The sequence below is a fragment of the Dellaglioa sp. L3N genome, from assembly GCF_054941095.1.
In genome coordinates this window covers 1,446,449-1,467,754 of record NZ_CM142928.1, presented here as the reverse complement: position 1 = coordinate 1,467,754, position 21,306 = coordinate 1,446,449, and the positions used below count along the sequence as shown (strand labels likewise).

Annotated in this window: 18 protein-coding genes; 9 read left to right on the top strand and 9 right to left on the bottom strand. The window is 35.2% G+C overall.

Annotated elements, in window-relative coordinates:
- Positions 1 to 8 precede the first annotated feature (8 nt).
- Together ACVPPR_RS07530 and msrB are read left to right on the top strand one after the other, a co-directional pair.
- Positions 9 to 1,448, top strand: coding sequence for a glycoside hydrolase family 1 protein (locus tag ACVPPR_RS07530; protein ID WP_462304052.1), 1,440 nt, complete (start codon positions 9 to 11; stop codon positions 1,446 to 1,448).
- Between the two features lie 117 nt (positions 1,449 to 1,565).
- Positions 1,566 to 2,003, top strand: coding sequence for a peptide-methionine (R)-S-oxide reductase MsrB (gene msrB / locus ACVPPR_RS07525; protein WP_462298731.1), 438 nt, complete (start codon positions 1,566 to 1,568; stop codon positions 2,001 to 2,003).
- Positions 2,004 to 2,074: 71 nt separating this feature from the next.
- On the opposite strand, the gene ACVPPR_RS07520 is transcribed toward msrB, so the two are convergent.
- The 3 genes from ACVPPR_RS07520 to ACVPPR_RS07510 form a co-directional block, all read right to left on the bottom strand.
- Positions 2,075 to 4,186, bottom strand: coding sequence for a collagen-binding domain-containing protein (locus ACVPPR_RS07520; RefSeq protein WP_462304051.1), 2,112 nt, complete (start codon positions 4,184 to 4,186; stop codon positions 2,075 to 2,077).
- 146 nt (positions 4,187 to 4,332) lie between these two features.
- Positions 4,333 to 5,646: an APC family permease gene (locus tag ACVPPR_RS07515; protein WP_462298729.1), complete on the bottom strand. Its 1,314-nt coding sequence runs from the start codon at positions 5,644 to 5,646 to the stop codon at positions 4,333 to 4,335.
- 102 nt (positions 5,647 to 5,748) lie between these two features.
- Positions 5,749 to 6,144 carry a DUF4828 domain-containing protein gene (locus tag ACVPPR_RS07510; RefSeq protein WP_462304050.1) on the bottom strand — a complete coding sequence of 132 codons (396 nt, stop codon included), beginning with the start codon at positions 6,142 to 6,144 and terminating at the stop codon, positions 5,749 to 5,751.
- A gap of 183 nt (positions 6,145 to 6,327) precedes the next feature.
- Here ACVPPR_RS07510 and ACVPPR_RS07505 point away from each other — a divergent pair, with 183 nt between their 5' ends.
- The 7 genes from ACVPPR_RS07505 (at position 6,328) to ACVPPR_RS07475 (ending at position 15,992) form a co-directional block, all read left to right on the top strand.
- Positions 6,328 to 7,329: a Gfo/Idh/MocA family protein gene (locus ACVPPR_RS07505; protein ID WP_462304049.1), complete on the top strand. Its 1,002-nt coding sequence runs from the start codon at positions 6,328 to 6,330 to the stop codon at positions 7,327 to 7,329.
- Positions 7,330 to 7,432: 103 nt separating this feature from the next.
- Positions 7,433 to 8,713, top strand: coding sequence for a DEAD/DEAH box helicase (locus ACVPPR_RS07500; protein WP_462304048.1), 1,281 nt, complete (start codon positions 7,433 to 7,435; stop codon positions 8,711 to 8,713).
- A 132-nt stretch (positions 8,714 to 8,845) separates the two neighbouring features.
- A complete protein-coding gene (locus ACVPPR_RS07495) occupies positions 8,846 to 10,003 on the top strand; it encodes a GNAT family N-acetyltransferase (RefSeq protein WP_462304047.1) in 1,158 nt (385 codons plus the stop codon).
- A 13-nt stretch (positions 10,004 to 10,016) separates the two neighbouring features.
- A complete protein-coding gene (locus ACVPPR_RS07490; RefSeq protein WP_462304046.1) occupies positions 10,017 to 11,456 on the top strand; it encodes a glycoside hydrolase family 1 protein in 1,440 nt (479 codons plus the stop codon).
- A gap of 131 nt (positions 11,457 to 11,587) precedes the next feature.
- Positions 11,588 to 12,454 carry a PRD domain-containing protein gene (locus ACVPPR_RS07485; RefSeq protein ID WP_462304045.1) on the top strand — a complete coding sequence of 289 codons (867 nt, stop codon included), beginning with the start codon at positions 11,588 to 11,590 and terminating at the stop codon, positions 12,452 to 12,454.
- Positions 12,455 to 12,588: 134 nt separating this feature from the next.
- Positions 12,589 to 14,562, top strand: a complete 1,974-nt coding sequence (locus ACVPPR_RS07480) for a beta-glucoside-specific PTS transporter subunit IIABC (RefSeq protein WP_462304044.1) — start codon at positions 12,589 to 12,591, stop codon at positions 14,560 to 14,562.
- 2 nt (positions 14,563 to 14,564) lie between these two features.
- On the top strand, positions 14,565 to 15,992 hold the full coding sequence (locus ACVPPR_RS07475; protein WP_462304814.1) for a 6-phospho-beta-glucosidase: 1,428 nt from the start codon (positions 14,565 to 14,567) through the stop codon (positions 15,990 to 15,992).
- A 387-nt stretch (positions 15,993 to 16,379) separates the two neighbouring features.
- Here ACVPPR_RS07475 and ACVPPR_RS07470 read toward each other — a convergent pair whose 3' ends face one another.
- The 6 genes from ACVPPR_RS07470 to ACVPPR_RS07445 all read right to left on the bottom strand — a co-directional run bounded on the left by ACVPPR_RS07470 (position 16,380) and on the right by ACVPPR_RS07445 (position 21,287).
- Positions 16,380 to 17,492, bottom strand: coding sequence for a tyrosine-type recombinase/integrase (locus tag ACVPPR_RS07470; RefSeq protein WP_462304043.1), 1,113 nt, complete (start codon positions 17,490 to 17,492; stop codon positions 16,380 to 16,382).
- A gap of 41 nt (positions 17,493 to 17,533) precedes the next feature.
- Positions 17,534 to 19,021: an RNA-binding domain-containing protein gene (locus ACVPPR_RS07465; RefSeq protein WP_462304042.1), complete on the bottom strand. Its 1,488-nt coding sequence runs from the start codon at positions 19,019 to 19,021 to the stop codon at positions 17,534 to 17,536.
- Positions 19,022 to 19,275: 254 nt separating this feature from the next.
- Positions 19,276 to 19,857, bottom strand: a complete 582-nt coding sequence (locus ACVPPR_RS07460) for a hypothetical protein (protein WP_462304041.1) — start codon at positions 19,855 to 19,857, stop codon at positions 19,276 to 19,278.
- A gap of 76 nt (positions 19,858 to 19,933) precedes the next feature.
- A complete protein-coding gene (locus ACVPPR_RS07455) occupies positions 19,934 to 20,515 on the bottom strand; it encodes a DUF5067 domain-containing protein (RefSeq protein ID WP_462304040.1) in 582 nt (193 codons plus the stop codon).
- 31 nt (positions 20,516 to 20,546) lie between these two features.
- On the bottom strand, positions 20,547 to 20,939 hold the full coding sequence (locus tag ACVPPR_RS07450; RefSeq protein ID WP_462304039.1) for an ImmA/IrrE family metallo-endopeptidase: 393 nt from the start codon (positions 20,937 to 20,939) through the stop codon (positions 20,547 to 20,549).
- 6 nt (positions 20,940 to 20,945) lie between these two features.
- Entirely contained in the window at positions 20,946 to 21,287 is a 342-nt protein-coding gene (locus ACVPPR_RS07445; RefSeq protein ID WP_462304038.1) for a helix-turn-helix domain-containing protein, read from the bottom strand.
- Positions 21,288 to 21,306 lie beyond the last annotated feature (19 nt).

Here is a 21,306-nt window from a genome sequence, read left to right as displayed (position 1 = left end):
GAAGTCAAATGACAAAATTTCCAAAAGGATTTTTATGGGGTGGCGCAACTGCTGCTAATCAACTTGAAGGTGCCTATAATGAAGGCGGAAAAGGTTTATCAATTCCGGATGCGCTACCAGGTGGGACTGAAAGATTTGATATTATTAATCAACCAGATTTTGATTGGAAAATTGATTCTGAAAAATATACTTATCCAAATCATGCCGGAATTGATTATTACCACCGCTTTCGTGAAGATATTGCCCTTTTTGCAGAAATGGGATTTAAGGCTTATCGTTTTTCAATTGCATGGTCACGAATTTTTCCACAAGGCGATGAATTAACGCCAAATGAAGAAGGCTTAGAATTTTACGATAAGGTTATTGATGAGTGTCTAAAATATAATATTGAACCCGTTATTACAATTTCACATTATGAATTACCACTTAATCTAGTGACAACTTATGGTGGATGGAAAAATAAAAAATTAATTGAATTTTACGCCAGATTTTCTGAAACAATTTTAGAACGTTACCATACAAAAGTTAATTATTGGATGACTTTTAATGAAATTAATAGTGCGTTACATTTTCCAGTTATGAGCCAAGGATTAGTGGCAAGTAATGGCGCAAACGATATGCAAAATATTTATCAAGCATGGCATAATCAGTTTGTAGCAGGAGCTATGGCTGTTGAAGCGGGGCACAAATTAGATGCTAACCTACAAATCGGTTGTATGATTTTATACGCGACAACGTACAGTTATAATTCTGATCCTGTTAATCAAATGGCAACGCTTGAACAAAATCAAGAATTTAACCATTTTTGTGGCGATGTTCAAGTTCGTGGTGAATACCCAACATACACAAATCGTTTAATGCAAAAATATGGGTTCAAGTTTAGTGATTTAGAGACAACAGCTGAGGAGTTAGCTTTATTAAAAGCCAATCCTGTTGATTATATTGGATTCAGTTATTACATGTCAGCAACTGTTGATGAAACAAATGTGGCAAAAGATAGCGCACAGGGTAACTTAATTGGTGGTGTTAAAAATCCATATTTGAAAGCCAGTGACTGGGGTTGGCAAATTGATCCAACTGGTTTGAGAATTGCGTTGAATGAACTTTACCAACGGTACCAAAAACCATTGTTTATAGTTGAAAATGGATTTGGTGCAAAAGATGAGCCAGATGAAAATAAATACGTTGTTGATGATTATCGAATCGATTATTTACGTGCGCATATTGAAGCCATGGCGGATGCCATTAATGATGGGGTTGATTTAATGGGCTATACACCATGGGGATGTATTGATTTAGTCAGTGCATCAACTGGCCAAATGTCTAAACGATATGGATTTATTTATGTTGATTTAGATGATGAAGGCCAAGGGACGTTAGATCGTTTTAAAAAGAAATCATTTAATTGGTATCAAGAAGTTATTCAATCAAATGGAGAAAATCTATAATAATAGCATCGCATTGAAAACGGGTTTGTTTTTAATGCGATTTTTTGGTGCAAACTAGTTGTATCCATTTGAAAAAAGAGTAATATGTGAATTAACTTAGGATGAGGAGGGTTCATTATGGCAAAAGAAACTGAAAATGAGTTACGCGCACGCTTATCAAAAGAGGCGTTTGAAGTAACGCAACATGCTGCAACAGAAGCACCATTTACAGGTAAGTACGATGATTTTTATAAAAAAGGTATTTATGTTGATATTGTCAGTGGTGAAGCACTCTTTAGTTCAGCGGAAAAATATGATGCCGGTTGTGGTTGGCCATCATTTTCTAAGCCCATTCCTGGTTCAAAGATTGCTGAACTGATTGATACAAGTTTACCAGGCCGTCAGCGAACAGAAGTGAGAAGTAATGAAGCTAATTCACATTTGGGCCACGTTTTTGATGATGGTCCTCAAGAACAAGGTGGATTACGTTATTGTATTAATTCAGCTTCACTGAAATTTATCCCTGAAACAGAAATGATAAAAGCAGGTTATAGTGACTTTTTAAACGTTTTATAAAAATAAGCAAAATAAAAACATTCGACTTTTGAGCTGGTCAGGCTCATGTTACTTAAGTCGAATGTTTTTTGTTATTTAATGAATCGGCGTCGTATTGTTTGAATAGCTATTCCAACAAATGCGATACCAATTATTAAAAGTCCCATTTTTCGCGCTCGGCTTGTATTTTGTTCATTAGTTTGAGGTAATGTTGCTTTTGATGTAGTAACATTGTTCTTTTTGTTAACGGTTTCATTTTTTACGTTGTTTGAAATGTTAGGTGTGACGTTGGTGTTAGTTACTTTTGGAGCGATGGTCATGTAAGGTCTAGCAGGAGTAATAGTTACGGGTTTAACAAAAACTATTGGATTTAGAGGGTCCGGAGTTACAGGGTCCGGAGTTACAGGGTCAGGAATAATAGGATCCGGAACAATAGGATCTGGAACAACGGGATCAGGAGTTATAGGGTCCGGAATAACAGGGTCCGGAGTTACAGGGTCCGGAACAACAGGATCCGGAGTTACAGGATCAGGAACAACGGGATCCGGAGTTACAGGATCCGGAATAATAGGGTCCGGAGTTACAGGATCTGGGACTATAGGATCCGGAACAACGGGATCCGGAGTTACAGGGTCCGGAATAACAGGGTCCGGAACAATAGGATCAGGAACAACAGGATCCGGAGTTACAGGGTCCGGGTCTATAGGATCAGGAACAACGGGATCAGGAGTTACAGGATCTGGAACAATAGGATCCGGAACAACGGGATCAGGAGTTACAGGGTCCGGAATAATAGGATCAGGAACAACGGGATCCGGAGTTACAGGATCTGGAACAATAGGATCCGGAACAACGGGATCAGGAGTTACAGGGTCCGGAATAATAGGATCCGGAATAATAGGATCAGGAACAACGGGATCCGGAGTTACAGGGTCCGGAACAATAGGATCCGGAACAACGGGATCAGGAGTTATAGGGTCCGGAACTATAGGGTCCGGAACAACAGGATCCGGTTCCTTGTAAGTTGATGTACTTTCTTGAAGGTCCCAACGATGTGATTCAGCTTTTATATGAACAGATTTACCAATGATGTTACCATCAAGGTTCTGAATGACTTCAATAGTGGCATATGGAGCTAAGATACTACCTTGGAATGGAGCTGCGATTTTTAGTCCTTCTTTAGAAGGGAGGTCAAGACTTCTTTCGTAGAAGTTCCAAAGTAAATGGTTATCTCCGAAAAATTCAGTTTCTTGGTTATGTCTGAATGAGCCATCAAGGTACTTAAGTTTAATTTGTGAGTTTATGTTATACATAGTTCCGTGACTAGCATTGACGTTAAAAATGATAGTTGCACGATCATTCGCGTTTTTTGATAGTCCAGATATAGTAAGAGGTGTATCCATTGCTAGAACATCAGGCTCTAAATTAATAATAATCTGATGTTGAGGGTTAGGTGTCAGTGTAGAAATGTCAATCTCACGTGAATTTCGATTGGCAAAGTCTGAGTTTTGGTATGATTTATGCGGTGTAAGTGATGCTAATGTACGGTTTGTGGCTTTAAGTGCATCGAATTCTTTATCAAAGTCGATATAGGGTGATAGTCCCGGTTTATCTTGGAAAATTTGATCTAAAGTTAAGTGATCTAGATAAGTTCCGTTCACTTTTGGACGATTTGGTTCAGTGATGTCAAGGTCGTTATCAATTCCAAAGACAGCTTTATTAATGCGTGTATCAGTTTTAGTTACAAAAGAACTGCCTAAAATATTTTCCACATTTTTAATGTATGAAATATCTTTAACTAATGATTGATCAACAATTTTAGATCCGAAATCAGTGTTTCCAACGAGCGTTTCAACGGCAATATTACCACTCGTATGTGTGTCTAATGTTGCTTTACGAGTAAAAATGTGGAAAGCAGAAGCAAGTTTAAGTGGTGTGTTAATGTTAGCGACATCATCATAAACAGATCCACTTGCTTGGATGCTTGTAGCTGCATCTGTTGCCTTAATACTAGAATCAGAAGACTTTTCAACGAGTTCTGTCTTGATCTCTGCAGTGCCATTCATAGTGGATGCAGAGATTGCACCAATACTATGTATACCCGTTAAGAATGTGAAAAGACCAACTGTTAAAAATGTAGTCCTAGTGAGTAGCTTACGGCGAATGTGATTCTTACCATCGTAGAATTTTACTTTGTTTGTCATGATGAGCATCTCCTTTTATTATTTATTTACTATCTTAACTATAACAAAAAAATAATGAAAAGGAAAGCAATAAGAATAAATGTTTTAAAAAAAGGCTGGCCTTTAACGTCAAATACCGTTAAAAGTCAGCCTTTCTGAAATTATAATTAAATTTTTTTATGGATAAAATAAACCGGAATTCCAATGGCTGTTATCAATAAACCGACAAGTGCTAAAGTGGTTTGTGTCAGTAAGGTAGTCACTAAAATGAAGAGACCGCCAATAATGGCAATAATTGGAATGATTGGATATAGGGGTACTTTATAAGGCCTTTTTAGGGCAGGTTCTCGTTTTCTTAAAATGAATAACGCAATAAAAACAAGCACGTTGAAAATCCAAATGACAAAAATTAACATATCCGTTAATAAATCAAAACTCCCTAAGAACATCATAAGAATGGCAATCGTAATTTGTAAAAGACCTGCTACATAAGGCACTTTTGTATGAGGGGATAAGCGTTTTAGCCAATTACTGAATGGTAATTGATTTTCTAATGCCATTGCATAAGGAACGCGCATACCAGTTAGTGTATAGCCGTTAATGGCACCATAGACGGAAACTAAGATGCCAATTGTGACGAATTTGCCACCAAATTGACCGAATAATTGTTGAGAAGCATCGGAAGCAGCATTTAAATTACCAGCTAATCCAGAAATGGGTAGTGCTTTAAGGAAGACAAAATTAATCAGTGTATAGATAATGGTAATGAAGAATAGTCCAGAAATAATTGCTTTTGGTAAATCTCGTTCTGGATGATGCATTTCACCAGCGATGTTTCCGACACCAATCCAACCATCATAAGCGAACATTGTTGCAAGTAGGCCACCACTTAAAGCAGTAACGAATGAATGATGTGCGCCAGCTGTTAATGGAATTAAATGAAATGAAACATGTTCAGGCGTGAAAATTCCCCAAACAACGATGACGATAATGGGTAATAATTTTAAAATTAATGAAATTGATTGAAAGGCACCACCAACTTTTGCCCCTAAGAAATTAATTAACGTGATGCTAACGCCACTAATTAAAGCAATTGGAATAATTAGGTGAGCATCCAGATGGAAGAGGTTGGTAAATTGGGTCCCAAAAATAATGGAAAGGGCCGCAATATTTGCTGGATAATAAATAATTGTTTGCGCCCAACCAAGTAAAAATGCTGGGAAACGACCATAAGTATATTCGATATATTTAATTGCGCCACCTGTTTCAGGAATGGCAGCTGCAAGTTCTGCAGCGGTTAGTCCAGCACAAATTGTCAGGAATCCACCAAGTAACCAGACAAATAACGTGAGGTTAGCGGATTGCGTTTGTTGTGTGACACTTGAAACTTTGAAAAAAACACCTCCGCCAATAACGGTGCCCATAACAGTTGAAAGGGCAGCAAAAAAGCCAATATCTCGTTTTAGGTGATCATTACTCATGGAAAAATCCTCGTTTCTATTTTGAAATATGTATCTCATTATTTTAGACTATTTAATCCCGTAATGAAACAAAAAATGAAGAAGAAAACCAACAAAAATCTGTTAATCTTCATCTTCACTTTCGTCTTCTGTACGCTCTTTAATGAGTGCTAATTTAATGGTATAAGTGCGATTATCTGCTTCATCGAATAAACTAATAGGTCCTTTATCATTTGCATCAATTCTTAGATGAAAACCATATTCGTCTAAGAAACTAAGCTCACGTTCATCTAAATGCTCAACTTTACCATTGAGTATACGTTCATCAATTTGAATGGTAAGATCTGATGAAATGTCTAGATTATGGTGACGGTGACTAAGTTCATCATAGAATAACCAATGTCCAGCATAAAGAGTAGGTAGAGAAACCTTAGTTTTAGGTGCGGTGATTGACTTGATATCTTTCGTTAATCCAATAAAAAATGATGCACCTATTAGTGCAAAACTACGTTTCTTCACGGCTATCCCTCCTGTTAGAACTGCTTTATTTAAATATAGCACTTTTAACGAACAACGCGGAATAAATTGCCCAAAATATATATAAATTTAATCTATCGTCACGAAATTGAAATAAAAGGATTGTTATGAAAACGATTCAATTATTGGTACAATGAATTTAATAATAAAACGGAGGCTGTAAATATGATTAAATTAGGTATCATTGGAACTAACTGGATTACTGGTCAATTTGTTGACGCAGCGCATGAATCAAAAGAATTTAAATTGATTAGTGTCTATTCAAGGTCAGAAGCAAAAGCCAAAGAGTTTGGTAAAAAATATGGAGCAAGCAATTTTTACGATAATATGACAGATTTTTTTGCATCAGATACATTTGAAGCCGTTTATATTGCATCGCCCAATAGTTTACATTTTGAACAAATAAAATTAGCTATTGAAGCAGGGAAAAAAGTTATTGCCGAAAAGCCAATGGTATCGAACCCGACAGAAATGAGTGAAATTCAAGCCGTTTTAGAGGCTTATCCTGAAAGTCAATTATTCGAAGCAGCTCGTCAAATTCATCAAGCTAATTTCAAAATAATTGAACAAAAGGTAGCTGATATGGCAACTATTCAGGGGGCAACCTTAACTTATATGAAATACTCGTCACGCTATGATGCCGTTTTGGCTGGTGAAGAACCTAATATTTTCTCACCAAAATTCTCGGGTGGGGCCTTACAAGATCTAGGTGTCTACGTAGTTTATGATGCTGTTTCTTGGTTTGGTACACCACTTGAGGTGCAATATAAGCCAACGCTACTACCAACTGGTGTTGATGGTAAAGGCGTTGCAATTCTAACTTACAAAGATTTCAGTGTGACATTGAACATTGGCAAAACCGCTAATTCATATTTAACAAGCGAAATTTATGGTCTAAAAGAAACAATTGTGATGGATAATGCTGCTGAATTAAACGAAGTCACTTATCGATACGGTTCTGACAAAGAAGAAATGCTGAGCCAATTTCCCGCTAAAAATCCGATGTTGGCTGAAGTTATTGATTTTGCGCAAGTGATTAACCAACCGAATGATGAAATTAATCAAGCCAATTACAAAAAATGGCAAGAACTTAGCGTGACGGTTAACAAAGTCTTGGTTGATTTAAGGCAAAGCGCTGGAATTAAATTTCCAGCTGACGATAAATAAGCATGACTGAGATAAGTTTTCGCGAATCAATGGAAGCTTATTTTTTATATGCTATACTTAACTATTAAAACTAATCCTATGAAGTTAAAAGAAAGAGACTAAAATGAATCCAAAATTTGATGCATATTTTAAAGAACAAGGTTTTGAAACACAGTCACCTATTCAAGAAGCGGTCTATGAACCATTAAAATCCGGTGAAAATGTCCTTGGATTAGCGCCAACTGGTTCAGGTAAAACGTTAGCATTCAGTTTACCATTGCTTGAAAGATTAATACCAAAAGATGGGATTCAATTACTCATTATTGCACCATCACAAGAGTTAGCAATGCAATTAGCTGGCGTTATTCGTCCTTGGGCTAAGGAACTTGATTTAAAAGTTCAAGCAATCATTGGTGGCGCAAATATGAAACGCCAAATTGAGAATTTGAAGAAAAAACCTGAAATTATTGTTGGAACACCAGGTCGTTTAATGAATTTGGCTGAAGATAAAAAAATTAAATTACATAAAGTTAAATCTGTTGTGATTGATGAAGCAGACGATTTATTGACGGATGAAACCCTGACAACTTGTCGTGACTTGATTAGCCAAGCGCCTGCAGGTATCCAATTAAGTTTCTTTTCGGCAACGGAAACAGCTATTTTAGATGATTTGAAAAAATGGTTTGGTGTCGATGTTGTCACTTACGATGTCCGGGATATTGATCAAACACAAGGTGTTGTTCATCATTATTCTATTGAAACGCCAACACGGAAACGCCAATCAACCTTGCGCCGCTTAGCCAATGTTGAAGACTTCTACGCATTAGTTTTCTTCAATCAATTATCGTCGTTACAAGACATGGCTCAAAAATTAAAATATGATCATGTACCAGTTGCTGTTTTAGATAGTGAACAACGCCAAGTCAATCGCGCTAATGCCTTATCGCAACTCCACAAGCATGAGATTAAATTACTATTAACAACAGATGTTGCTGCTCGAGGTTTAGATATTCCAATGTTACCAGCAGTTGTGAACTACGATATGCCTAAAGATACAACTTCATACATTCATCGTGTGGGTCGTACTGGACGTATGGGTGCTGAGGGAATGGTGATTAACCTTGGGAATGAACACGATTTACGTACATTAAAACAAGACTTGAAAAATACACCATTTGAGATTGAAAAAGGCTACTTATATGATGGTGCAATTGTGACGGAACGACCAGAACGTGTGGCTGAACCTAAAGCCAAGAAACCTAAGCAAGTTGAAGTAAAAGCTAAAACGGGTGATGGGCAAAAACGATCTGATGAACCTATCAAGAAACCCCATCGTAAAGTTCGTTTAAGAAATCAAAAAAATAAAGGTAAAAGACGTAAACCTAAAGCAGAACATTTCGATTAATCATAGCAATCATCCAATTATTATTGGGTGATTTTTTTTATTAAGGAACTCTGTAAGCGATTGCAATGCAGCGGTAATCGTGCTATATTTAAAGAGGTTAATCTATATAAGATAAGGGAGTTGAATGTGTCTATGGCAAACGTTCGGTTAGACGAGACTCATTTTGAAGATTACTTTGATTTATCGATTTATGCGTTTAACAAAAAGGTATCGCCTCAAAGAAAACAATTTTTTCGAAAATTGTATGAGCATTCAGTAAATTGGGGCTCAGTTGAGGCAGGTCGAGTTGTTAGTGGTGTGATTAATACACCGTTCATGACACATTTTCATGGAACTCACTTTAAAATGGGTGGAATCGGTTATGTTGCAAGTTATCCAGAATTTGCTGGTCAGGGTAGTATTGGACAGCTAATGAATTTGGCCTTGAATGACATGTATGCTGACGGAATGACCTTATCATATTTAGCACCGTTTTCATATCCGTTTTATCGTAAATTTGGTTATGAAGCGACATTTGATCAGACCATCTATCGGATGAATGCGAAGTCGCTACCTCGATTAAAAGTGAACCCAATTGGGCATATTGAAAGGCGACGTTATTCGGAAGTAAAAGATGAATTGAAGACTTTGTATCAGAATAATCAATTGTCACAACAAGGTGGTATCGAAAGAACCGACTGGTGGCTAACGTATTCAGCCGAGAAACATCCTGGCTGGGAGACGGCCATCTACTATAACGAAGCAGATGAGGCACAAGGCTACCTGGTTTATCAAAGAGAAGCTGATGAATTTAAAATTGTGGAGTGGGTCTATCAAACCAGTGAGAGTTGGCTTCAATTACAGAATTTTGTGATTAAACATCAGTCTGCATACGAATGGTTTAGTTATGCAAGTCCAATTGGACAGCCATTTCCAGATCTGTTAGCAAACCCTCAAGTTGAAATTAAAACAAAGCCTTATATGATGGCACGAATTGTAAATGTAGCTGATTTTCTTACGCGTTACCCTTATCAACACGACTTTGAAGCAGTTGTGATTCAAGTCAAAGATACGAATATTGCTGCCAATGATGGGCAATGGCAAGTTAGCCGAGTAGCTGGGCAGACCTCAGTTGAAAAAGTTAGGGATCGAGCACCAACACTATCAATTGATATTCAAAATTTAACCCGAAGTATGATGGGTTATCGAACACTTAAACAAATGGAAAAATTTGGTTTCGTGTCTGATGATATTATGGCATTTGATCGCGCATTAATTAAAGAACAACCAATATTAAGTGATTACTTTTAAGGAGAGAAATAAGATGGAATATGAAAAAATGAGTCAGTTCCCAACCAATTTTTTATGGGGTGCTTCTTCAGCAGCTTATCAAATCGAAGGTGCTTATAGAGAAGACGGTAAAGGTCTTTCAGTTTGGGATAAATTTGTCCGAATTCCTGGGAAAACATTTAAAGGAACAAATGGTGATGTTGCAGTTGATCATTATCATCGTTATAAAGAAGACGTTGCGTTGATGAAAGAACAAGGATTGAAAGCTTATCGTTTTTCAATCGCTTGGACACGGATTTATCCTGAAGGTAAAGGGCAAGTAAATCAAAAAGGAATTGATTTTTACAATCGTTTAATTGACGAATTAGTTGCCAATGGCATTGAACCAGTTGTCACACTTTACCATTGGGATTTGCCTCAAGCATTGCAAGATGAATATGGTGGTTGGGAATCTCGTGAAATTATTACTGATTTTACTAACTATGCTAAGGCTTGTTTTGATGCTTTTGGTGACCGTGTTAAATATTGGGTCTCATTGAATGAACAAAATGTGTTTATTTCTCATGGTTACCAAATGGAGAGTCATCCACCTGCAGTTAATGATGAAAAACGGATGTATGCTGCAAATCACATTGCTAATTTAGCCAATGCTTCAGCAATTAAGGCATTCCATGATGGTCATTATCAAGGTGGTATTGGACCAAGTTTTGCTTATAGCCCGGGTTATGCTGTTAATGGAGATCCTAAAAATCAAGTTGCAGCGACTAACTATGAAGACTATGCTGCTCATTTTTGGATGGATGTTTATGTTTACGGACGTTATCCAAAGATGATTTTCAAATGGCTAACTGAGCGTGGAACAGCTCCTGTTGTGACGGATGAAGATCAAGCCCTTTTAATTGCAGGAAAACCTGATTTTATGGGACTTAATTATTATCAGACGCAAACAATTGCTGCTAACCCATTAGTAGGTGGTGTGGGACTTGCTGCTGAAAATAATACAGGTAAAAAAGGAACTAGTTCTGAAAGTGGTGTGCCAGGGATGTTCAAGACCACTAATAATGAGTTCTTAAAACAAACTGATTGGGATTGGAATATTGATCCTGAAGGTTTAAGAATTGCGTTAAGACGAATTGATAGTCGCTATGACTTACCCGTTTTAATTACTGAGAATGGTCTTGGTGCATATGATAAATTAGAAGAAGGCAATATCATTCATGATGATTACCGCATTTACTTTATCAATGAACATATTAAAGCTATTCAAGAAGCGATTACAGATGGTGTCAAAGTAATAGGCTATACAACTTGGAGTTTTACTGATTTATTGAGTTGGTCTAATGGGTATCAAAAACGTTATGGCTTTGTCTATGTTGACCGTGACGAAGACAGTGCCAAAGAATTAAAACGTTATAAGAAAGACTCGTTCTACTGGTATCAAAAGATTATTAAAGAAAATGGCAGTAACCTGTAAAAAATCTAAATAATTATTGATTGCGCTTACATGGGGTGGTACACTAGTAAGTGAAATGAGTGTTACTGATTCGATCAGGCATGACCTATTGATAGAGATGTGTAAATGTCTGTATTTATGGGTCTTTTTTTATGGAAAGGGGTCGGTTTGATGTGAAGTTTGTTAAAAATTTTAATAATAATGCAGCTTTAGTTGAATCATCCGATAACGTTGAGTGGGTCGTTATTGGTAATGGTATTGGATTCGGTTATCATTCCGGAGATAGCATCGATGAAGAACGTATTGACCGTCGGTTCAAGGCCGAAGAAGATTCAGATACAATGAAACTCATATCAGGATTTGATGCACAAATTTTAGATATTGCTACCGCTCTCGTTAAAGTGATTGAACCATTAATTGAAGCTAAATTTGATGATGTTCAATTTTTAGTTTTGGTGGATCATTTGCAATATTCATTAAAGAAGAATAGTGAAGAAATGTTTTTAAATGATCGTTCAGTTCATTGGGAAATTAAAAAGTTATTTCCAGTTGAATTTCACGCAGCCGAGGTTGGTATTCGTGAGATTGAATCAGAATTTAATGTTACGGTTCAAAAAAACGAACTTATTTTGCTAACCTATCATTTGATTAACGTCAAAGAAGGTGGGCATGCTGTTCAAGATTCAATGAAAATGTCTGAACTTATTTCAGGAATTATTAATATTATTCAATTAGATACTGGTATTATTCTCGATGAAAAAACATTTAATTATAGTCGATTTGTGTCACATTTGCGTTATTTATTTATTAGACATTTTAATAATACTGAGATTGATCGTGCGGAACTTGATCCTGAGTTACTTGCAATGATGATTAGTCGTTATCCACAAGTTTACGAAACAGTGGAAAAAATTGTGCATTATATTAGAGAACGTGCCAATTGGGATTTACAAGCTGATGAGCAAGTGTATTTAGTACTACATATTTGGCGAGTCACCCACAGGCAAGAAGATAATTAAATAAATTGATAATAAGGTGTGTTATTGCCATTTATAAGCAAGCATAAACCCAGTTATCCATTTTGAACTCAATTTTTTTGAGTTGGAATGGATAACTGGGTTTTCATTTATAAAAAATAAAAGGAGTGATTGTGATGAGTTACGATAAATTAGCTAAAGACATTTTAAAAAACGTGGGTGGAGAAGCTAACGTTAATAGTGTCGTTCATTGTACAACCCGTTTAAGATTTAAATTAAAAGATGAAGGTAAGGCCAACACAGACGTTTTAAAAGATATGGATGGCGTAGTGACGGTTGTTAAAAGTGGTGGACAATACCAAGTAGTTGTAGGGAATCAAGTGCCAGAAGTTTATGACGAACTCATTAAAGGTAGTGGCCTTGACGGAGACGGGATTGTACCAGATAATGATGGCGAAAAAATGAAACCACTTGATGCATTTATTGATATGATTTCAGGAATCTTCGCACCAACTTTAGGGGTTTTAGCTGCAACAGGTATGATTAAAGGATTCGTAGCGTTATTTGTTGCATTTAATTGGATTGCAACAACTTCAGGAACCTATATTATTTTAAATGCTTTAGGTGACTCTTTCTTCTACTTCTTCCCAGTTATATTGGCTTATAGCGCAAGTAAGAAATTTCACGTTAATCCATTATTAGCGATGGTCATTGGGGCGACGTTAGTTTACCCAACTATTGTGGCGCAGGTACCAGCAACACTGGTTGCCTCAGGTGGTAAAGTACTCTACACGCTATTCTCAGGTACAATTTTTGAATCACCTATTTATATGACATTCTTGGGCATTCCAGTTATTATGATGAGTTATGCATCATCTGTCGTTCCAATCATTGTGTCAATTTGGTTTGCATCGAAAGTAGAACCATTTTTCAAAAAGGTCGTTCCGGAAGTGGTACGAACATTCTTAGTACCAATGTTGACAGCTCTTGTTGTCGTTCCTGTGACATTCTTATTCATCGGTCCTTTATCAACTTGGGCTAGTGATCTTGTGGCTACAGGATTTTCAGTTGTCTATTCATTCAGTCCAATTGCCGCTGGAGCAGTACTTGGTGGTTTGTGGCAAGTACTTGTTATTTTTGGGTTACATTGGGGACTTATCCCACTTGCAATTCTTAATATATCGACAAAAGGTTCAGATCCCATTCTTGCACTTATGCTTGGAACAACATTTGCGCAAATTGGGTCAGTTTTAGCTATTACAATTAAAACAAAAAATAAAAAATTAAAGGGTCTTGGCTATTCTTCGTTTATTTCAGGAATTTTTGGTGTAACAGAACCAGCAATTTATGGGATTACGTTACCTCGTAAAAAACCATTTATCATTACCTGTATTTCAGCCGCTATTGGCGGGATGATTCTAGGTGTATTTGGAACAAAAAGTTACATGATGGGTGGATTAGGAATTTTCTCAATTCCAAGTTATTTGAATCCTAAAACGGGTATCGATATGTCATTCTACGCTGTTATGATTGCGATGGTTGTTTCGTTCGTATTGGCATATGTATTAACATTGATGTTTGGGTTAACAAAAGCAGATCAAGAAGTCCCAGTCGCTGCTGAAGCAACAACGACAACTACAAAAGTAGCACCTGTTCAATCAGAAGCAGTTAAAGAAGAGGTTCTTGTTAGTCCACTTAAAGGGCAAGTTTTACCATTGTCAGAGGTTAAAGATCCTGTTTTTAATTCCGGTGCAATGGGTAAAGGTATCGCAATTTTACCTGAAATTGGGCAATTATACGCACCGGCTGATGGAAAAATATCATTAGTTTTTCCAACGGGACATGCAATTGGTATGAAGACGGATAGCGGTGCTGAAATATTGATGCATATCGGAATGGATACTGTTGAATTGGAAGGTAAATTTTTTGAAATTCAAACTGAAATGGATAAAGTTGTTAAAAAAGGTGATTTGCTACTGAAATTTGATATTGAAGCTATTAAAAAGGCTGGGTATGAAATTATTACGCCAATTATTGTGACAAATACACCAAGATACAAAGAAATTAGTGATCTTGCTAAAGAACAATCAGATGTAATTGTTGGTGATGACTTATTGGACTTAGAAGTTACTATAGGAGGTAAACAATAATGATGAAATCAAATTTTCCAGATAATTTTTTATGGGGTGGTGCCACGGCTGCCAATCAAATTGAAGGTGCGTATGATGTTGATGGTAAAGGATTATCATTAGTTGATATCTTACCAGATGCACATCATGGTCGCTGGGATTATTTATTTAATGTAAAAGAAGCTATGAAAATGAAAGAAGCGTTCTACCCTAGTCATGAATCAGTTGATTTTTATCATCATTATGAAGAAGATTTACGATTGATGGCAGAAATGGGATTTAAGACATTTAGATTATCGATAAGTTGGCCACGAATTTTTCCACAAGGTGATGAAAAAGAACCAAATGAAAAAGGGTTACAATTTTATGATAAGGTGATAGATCTTTGTAACGAATTAGGAATGGAGCCGTTGGTTACAATCAATCATTTTGATACGCCACTAGGTATGTTGAAAAAAATGAATGGTTGGGCTGACCGCCGAATGATTGATAATTATTTAACTTTTTCACGTGTCTTATTCATGCGTTACAAAAATAAAGTTAAGTATTGGTTAACGTTTAACGAAATAAATATGATTTTGCATATTCCACTATTGGGTGGTGGGTTGGATCTCGAAGGTGTTGATAACCCTGATCAAATTAAATATCAAGCAGCACATCATCAATTAGTTGCTTCGGCACTTGCAACAAAGTTAGCTCACCAAATCAATCCTGATTTTAAAATTGGCTGTATGTTAGCGGCTGGAGTTACTTATCCCAATACGCCCAATCCAAAAGATGTTTTCGAAGCGATGACAAAAGATCGCGAAGGTTATTTCTTTATTGATGTGCAATCACGTGGCTACTATCCAAGTTATTCAGCAAGATTATTTAAAGAGTTAGGCGTGAAAATTAAAATGGCTGAAACTGATGAAAAAGAGTTGCTTGAGAATACGGTTGATTTCATTTCGTTTAGTTACTATTCATCACGTTTGGCTAGTGCTGATCCTGAGATGACTGATAAGACGGCAGCTAATGTCTTTGAAAGTCTAAAAAATCCTTACTTAAAAACGAGTGAATGGGGATGGCAAACAGATGGGCTTGGGTTGAGAACGACGATGAATCAAGTTTATGATCGCTATCAAAAACCTTTATTTGTTGTTGAAAATGGATTGGGTGCAAAAGATGTTGTGGAAGATGGAGATAAAATTCATGATGATTATCGTATTTCTTATCTCAATGAAAACATTCAAGCAATGGGGGAAGCCATTGCGGATGGAGTTCCTTGTCTAGGCTATACTTCATGGGGATGCATTGATTTAATTAGTGCCGGATCTGGTGAAATGGCCAAACGTTATGGCTATGTTTATGTTGATCGTGATAATAATGGTAATGGAACGTTAAAACGTTTAAGAAAAGATTCGTTCTATTGGTATCAAAATGTCATTGAGACAAATGGTGCCGAATTATAAATTAAATGAAAAGATTAAATGTGATAGAAAAGCATTTAATCTTTTTTTGTTCAATGGTGTGGTGGTTTTCACAGTTGTTAGGGGAAAATAATTGTATAGTATTAAATGATATGTGAGTTTTAGTGAGAACTTAAAAGGGTTGATACTGAAATAAAAATAAGCCACAACTATCGTTTAAGAGAGTTGTGGCTTACGTTGTTATGTCCCTGATCGACGTATTAACCACATGATGACCGATTAACAACCAAATTACAAAAAAATAGAAAGCATTGGTATAAAAGTAATTATTTAAAAAGTAGAGCAATAAACCGATAGATAAGCACTGAATATTTAACCACACAGTTACCACGTTTTTATGGGTTAACCACACAAAAACCACACCTATTTTTAAAGCTTATTTAGTACGTCCATAGCCTTATTATTCTCTTGTTCACGACTAGTTTTAAGCAAATGAGTATAAATATTATACGTCACGCTTATGTTAGCATGTCCTAAACGTTCGGAAATATAATTAATAGAAACGTCTTGAGCTATTAGCATAGAAGCGTGAGTATGACGTAGGCCATGAAAAGTAATTTTATTTTTAGCGTTAATTTCTGAAAGGAGATTTCTAAGAACTTTGTTCACAGCGTTATCGCTTGGTACTTCGTGACGTTTTGTAATAAATACAAAGTTTAATTTATTGTTAAAATTTTGTTTTGAAAATTCGTTTTCTTGTTCTGTTTTTAGTTTTTTTAACATAGTTATCAGAGTATCATTAATTGAAATAGTGCGGACGGATGAAGTGGTTTTAGTTTTTTTAAATCCAGTTCTGTGTATATAATCATACGCTTTATCAATTTGAACAGTTCGTTCGACTAGGTCCACACAGTCCCAAGTTAATCCGGTTACTTCTCCATAACGACATCCGGTTAATAGTCCGAAAAGTATCTCAAGACGTGTAATCGTCAAGAATGAGCCGGTATCAATACATAACTTCTTAAGTTTTTCAGCTTCATCGTATTCAATAAACTTAAGGCTATTATCTTTAGATTCTTTCCCACTTATTAAAGCACCAAATGTAAAATCACGTGTAACAATTCCATCATTCATAGCGTAACGAACAGCATTTTTAAAGTAGTTATTAAGATGACTGGTACTGGCTTTAGCATGTGTTAATGCATATGTATCTAGCAACCGCTGATAGTCATATGTTTTTATACTTTTTAGCTTTTTATCTCCAAAAGTATTTTCAACTAATCTGATAGCTGATTTATATTTAGATTCTGTAGTCGGGTGCAACCGACCGATTTTATACGTTTCTGCCCACGTTTTAAAATATTCAGCGAATGAGATGTCAGATAGCTCTGATAATGTGCCATCTTTTTTCTTCAATTCTAATTCTAAAGCAGCGTCTTGTGCGTCTTTTCTACGTTTGAATCCACTCTTAGATTTACTATGTTTAGAGTCTAGCCATACACGGTAGGTCCATAGGTTATTGCGTTTGAATATCTGAGCCATAAGCAACTCCTTTCATAGTAAATTATACTGACTGATTTAGATTAATTAGGACTATTAAAACCGTCTTCAACACGTTTCAATAGTAATTTCATTCCTAACATACCGCTTTCTTCGTTCATATTGGTTGAATAGGCAGTACTTCTGCCATTTCCAATTTTTATTAATATATTATTTTCAATTAATTCGTCAACGGTGTTTCTTACTGTATAATCACTTAGATTAAGCTCATTAGCAGCATCTTTTATTTTAAAAGTCGATCTTTCAACAGCAAATAAAACTATATTTTTCTGGTTTTCATCTAAATCTTTTAAAGAAGATGCTAAATCTGTTTTCCATATTCTTATCGAAGTACTGTCAGATTGATTTTTAATATCTGGAGTACGGAGACTATTTTTTTGTGCTGAACTAAAAATAGTAGGTCCGCCTGACCCGGCTCTTTCCGCAATTCCGACTTTTCTGAATAAAAGAGACAATATTCCATTTCTACATTTTGATGTGTTACCGTGTATAAATTCTTGTTTACTTACACGCATATTTCCAGGATTGTAAAATTCTAAATAATCATCATACTCGTCTATTCGAATAGGGGTATCTGAACCGTAGTATGCATGCATGATAGTATTAACAAGTGCTTCTTTAATAGCATTTTTCATATCAGAATAATAGGATCCTCTAGTCATATCTTCATCTTGAGTAAATTTATCAGGAATGTTGTTATATAAAATTTCAGACACTTTATTGTAAAACGAAAAAATATTTAAATTAGGGAAATTCATATCACCTGTAGAAACTCTATTTTCCCATTTATTATCTAATGAAGAATATTTTTTGAAATAATCTAATTGAAAATTTGGATAACGGGAAGTTATTGCGTTGTAATTACCGAAAAAAAGTAAGCCGGCGATTGTGAGCTTTTGTTTTCTATCGGTATTTGAATAATCAATTTTAGTTGCACCAATATTAAATAAAAAATCAGAATAATTTAAATCCTGTAAATCTTGATTACCAGTATTTTTAATTATTATTGAACGATAGTTCTCAATGTCAACTATATTTAAATCGTCTATGGTGTAGTTGTCTAATAATTCGGAATCCATTTCTTCGGACGAATTAGCAATCATATATTTAAATTGAGAGGGCGTTGCCTTATGGTCACCATCTCCAAGCCGCATATAACAATTTTCTTTTGAATTATTTAAATATACCGGTTTTTGCATAAATGATGCTTCCGGTATTTTTATACTGATAGTCATTTTTCCTTCAAGCTTAAAAACTGTGATATTATCTTCATTTATTAAGTTAGCGCTGACTTTATTAGTATTACAAACTAAGGATAATAATTCCGTTCTTAATTTTTCCTGATTTTCAACACCGACAATTTTAAAAGTTCCTTTAGTTTCTTCGGAAACACCTAATACGATGGTGCCACCTTTAGTGTTGGCAAATGCACTGTAAGTCTCCCAAAAACTTTTTGGAAGTGTGTTACTTGAAGTTTTATATTCTAGCTGGATACCTTCGTTTTTTAACATAAATAACTCCTTTATTTTTTCTTAAAAAAGTAAATCAAAAGTAAATCAAAAGTAAATCAAAAGTAAAAACGCCTATATATTAGGATTTTCACAAAATTATTGATAAATATATGTAATAATCAAAAGAAAAACAAAAGAATAGCTTTTTTACGTTTTTTGTGGTATGAAGAAAATTTTATTATCGTTAGTTAGAAAACGTACGTTCTTTTTATCTGTAAAATAAAAGCCCAATAGGGCAATTAATAAAAATGTTTTTATAATTTTATATCGAATGATTTTCTGCAGTTTAGGCAGATGGCGTGATATTTTTTACCACGTTTACCCGCAAATCCAGCAATTGTTCCAATGCCACCGGTCAATACAGCCCCGCCAACAGCTTTGCCAACAGAAAAAGCTTTCTTCTTATTATCTAATATTTGAATATTAGTAGATTTACATTTAGGGCAATGAGGGGAATTCGCTGCGTGTTTTTTCTCTTTTGCTTCTTTGACATAACTTTCGGCATTTTTCATTTTAGCCATATTGTTAACAGTGTTCAGTCTAGTAGAGGTATCTTCTAGTTTTTTGTTCTTTTCTATTAAATCATTATACTTAATTTCAGCTGATTCAAATCTATCATTGCTTTCTAAAATATTTTGTTCTGAAATAATAAGTTCTTTTTGTTTATTAATAATTTGAGTATTTAATATATGCAGCTGTTGATCTAAATCAAAGTTAGATTGTTCTTTTATAGAAAGTTTGATATTCGTTTGTATCTTTAATAGGGCATTTTCTTTTTCAAGTTCGTTAATTTTGTTTTTAAACTCAGTTAATTTAAATACATCTGATAATGTCATAATAGCTCCTCCGAAGTTTTTATTGTTGCAAAACGAGTAGTGGGGATCGCACCCACTTAATATAGCTATTGGAAATTTATTTAACGCTATAAATTTTTTTGCCAATCGTTTGGAAATCTGAGTTAGAGAATTTTAAAGTAACATCACTAGTATTTTCAAGTGTAAAAACAATAATCGCTTTTGTAGTTTTCCCCGGTAATAATTTATCAGTTAATGCATCATTTTCTTTTTGAAGAGGAACATTCATTTCAGAATCATATGGAGCAGAGCCGGGATTTAGATTCTTATTTGCCGTGTCCGTTTTTTGATACGCATGTAAAACCATAAATATATTTGATGGATCTTGTTCTTTATCTGAGTTGTTAGTAATATCCGTATGTAATACTATGACTTTTGATTTATCGTCTAAACCAGAGTCTGAAACTTCAGTTTTAGTAAATTTATAAGTTAATATTCCTGCCGAAAATGTATTATTTTTAAATGACCATTTATCATTCGAAGCGTCTTTTGGGTTCGTTTTTCTTGAAGAAGCTTTTTCAACCTTAGAACTACTTGATTGTGATGAACTAGCTTTCTTATCATTAGGTGTTGATGAACCACATGCTGTGAAAAGTAACGTAGATAATAATAAAGATGTAATTAATAGCGTTTTTTTCATAATATTTATTCCTCCAAAGTTTGTGTTAGTTTTAACTGCTTTTTGCGTTAAATCCGTAAGTTTCTCCAACTTCACGTAAGTAGTCCACATTAACTCCTAAATCATCGGCAACCTCAAAGTCATTAACATCCTTATCAGCGAATGTTTGAAGATCAACTTCTGGTATTAGATTTTTCATGCCCCAAACTCTAGCTTTCCGTTCCTGTTTTCTATTACTGATTGAATTAGTAGGTGTTATATTACCAATAGTTGTTTCATAGTGGCCAAGTTCTTCATACAACCACTGTAACTTTTCTTCACTTGATAAATTACAATCAAGTAGAATACGGTTTCCAATAATTAATCCGCGAATACCAGTAGGCATATCAACGCATTTTAATGACAGGTTAGGGTAGCTAGACATAATCTTTTCGATTTCATTCATACATAACTAGTCCTTTTTGAGTCTGTTTTTTTCGTCTCTATCTTTAATATATTCTTGCTTTTGAAATTCAATAAACTTATTGATTTCTTCTATTTGTTGTTCTGTTAAATTGTCATCCATATGAGCAGCAACTAATAAGTCATCATGTGGTCCATTAACTCGACCGAGTAAATAATCGGTTGATACGTTAAAATATTCAGCTATTTTTGTTAGTAATTCAAAATCTGGTTCTCTGTTTCCAATTTCATACGCCGTGTAGGCTGGTCGTGTAACACCAATAGCGTCAGCAACTTGCTGTTGCGTCCTATTCATATTCTTTCTTAGTTCTTTTATTCGTTCTGAAAACATAAAGAGGCTCCTTTCGACA

Bases quoted from the DNA above. Each gene is read 5' to 3' on its own strand.
- ACVPPR_RS07495 (WP_462304047.1), top strand. From the start codon at position 8,846: ATGGCAAACGTTCGGTTAGACGAGACTCATTTTGAAGATTACTTTGAT.
- ACVPPR_RS07450 (WP_462304039.1), bottom strand. From the start codon at position 20,939: ATGAATGAAATCGAAAAGATTATGTCTAGCTACCCTAACCTGTCATTA.
- ACVPPR_RS07455 (WP_462304040.1), bottom strand. From the start codon at position 20,515: ATGAAAAAAACGCTATTAATTACATCTTTATTATTATCTACGTTACTT.
- ACVPPR_RS07505 (WP_462304049.1), top strand. From the start codon at position 6,328: ATGATTAAATTAGGTATCATTGGAACTAACTGGATTACTGGTCAATTT.
- ACVPPR_RS07520 (WP_462304051.1), bottom strand. From the start codon at position 4,186: ATGACAAACAAAGTAAAATTCTACGATGGTAAGAATCACATTCGCCGT.
- ACVPPR_RS07530 (WP_462304052.1), top strand. From the start codon at position 9: ATGACAAAATTTCCAAAAGGATTTTTATGGGGTGGCGCAACTGCTGCT.
- ACVPPR_RS07485 (WP_462304045.1), top strand. From the start codon at position 11,588: ATGGAAAGGGGTCGGTTTGATGTGAAGTTTGTTAAAAATTTTAATAAT.
- ACVPPR_RS07515 (WP_462298729.1), bottom strand. From the start codon at position 5,646: ATGAGTAATGATCACCTAAAACGAGATATTGGCTTTTTTGCTGCCCTT.
- ACVPPR_RS07500 (WP_462304048.1), top strand. From the start codon at position 7,433: ATGAATCCAAAATTTGATGCATATTTTAAAGAACAAGGTTTTGAAACA.
- ACVPPR_RS07490 (WP_462304046.1), top strand. From the start codon at position 10,017: ATGGAATATGAAAAAATGAGTCAGTTCCCAACCAATTTTTTATGGGGT.
- msrB (WP_462298731.1), top strand. From the start codon at position 1,566: ATGGCAAAAGAAACTGAAAATGAGTTACGCGCACGCTTATCAAAAGAG.
- ACVPPR_RS07475 (WP_462304814.1), top strand. From the start codon at position 14,565: ATGAAATCAAATTTTCCAGATAATTTTTTATGGGGTGGTGCCACGGCT.
- ACVPPR_RS07460 (WP_462304041.1), bottom strand. From the start codon at position 19,857: ATGACATTATCAGATGTATTTAAATTAACTGAGTTTAAAAACAAAATT.
- ACVPPR_RS07445 (WP_462304038.1), bottom strand. From the start codon at position 21,287: ATGTTTTCAGAACGAATAAAAGAACTAAGAAAGAATATGAATAGGACG.
- ACVPPR_RS07465 (WP_462304042.1), bottom strand. From the start codon at position 19,021: ATGTTAAAAAACGAAGGTATCCAGCTAGAATATAAAACTTCAAGTAAC.
- ACVPPR_RS07470 (WP_462304043.1), bottom strand. From the start codon at position 17,492: ATGGCTCAGATATTCAAACGCAATAACCTATGGACCTACCGTGTATGG.
- ACVPPR_RS07480 (WP_462304044.1), top strand. From the start codon at position 12,589: ATGAGTTACGATAAATTAGCTAAAGACATTTTAAAAAACGTGGGTGGA.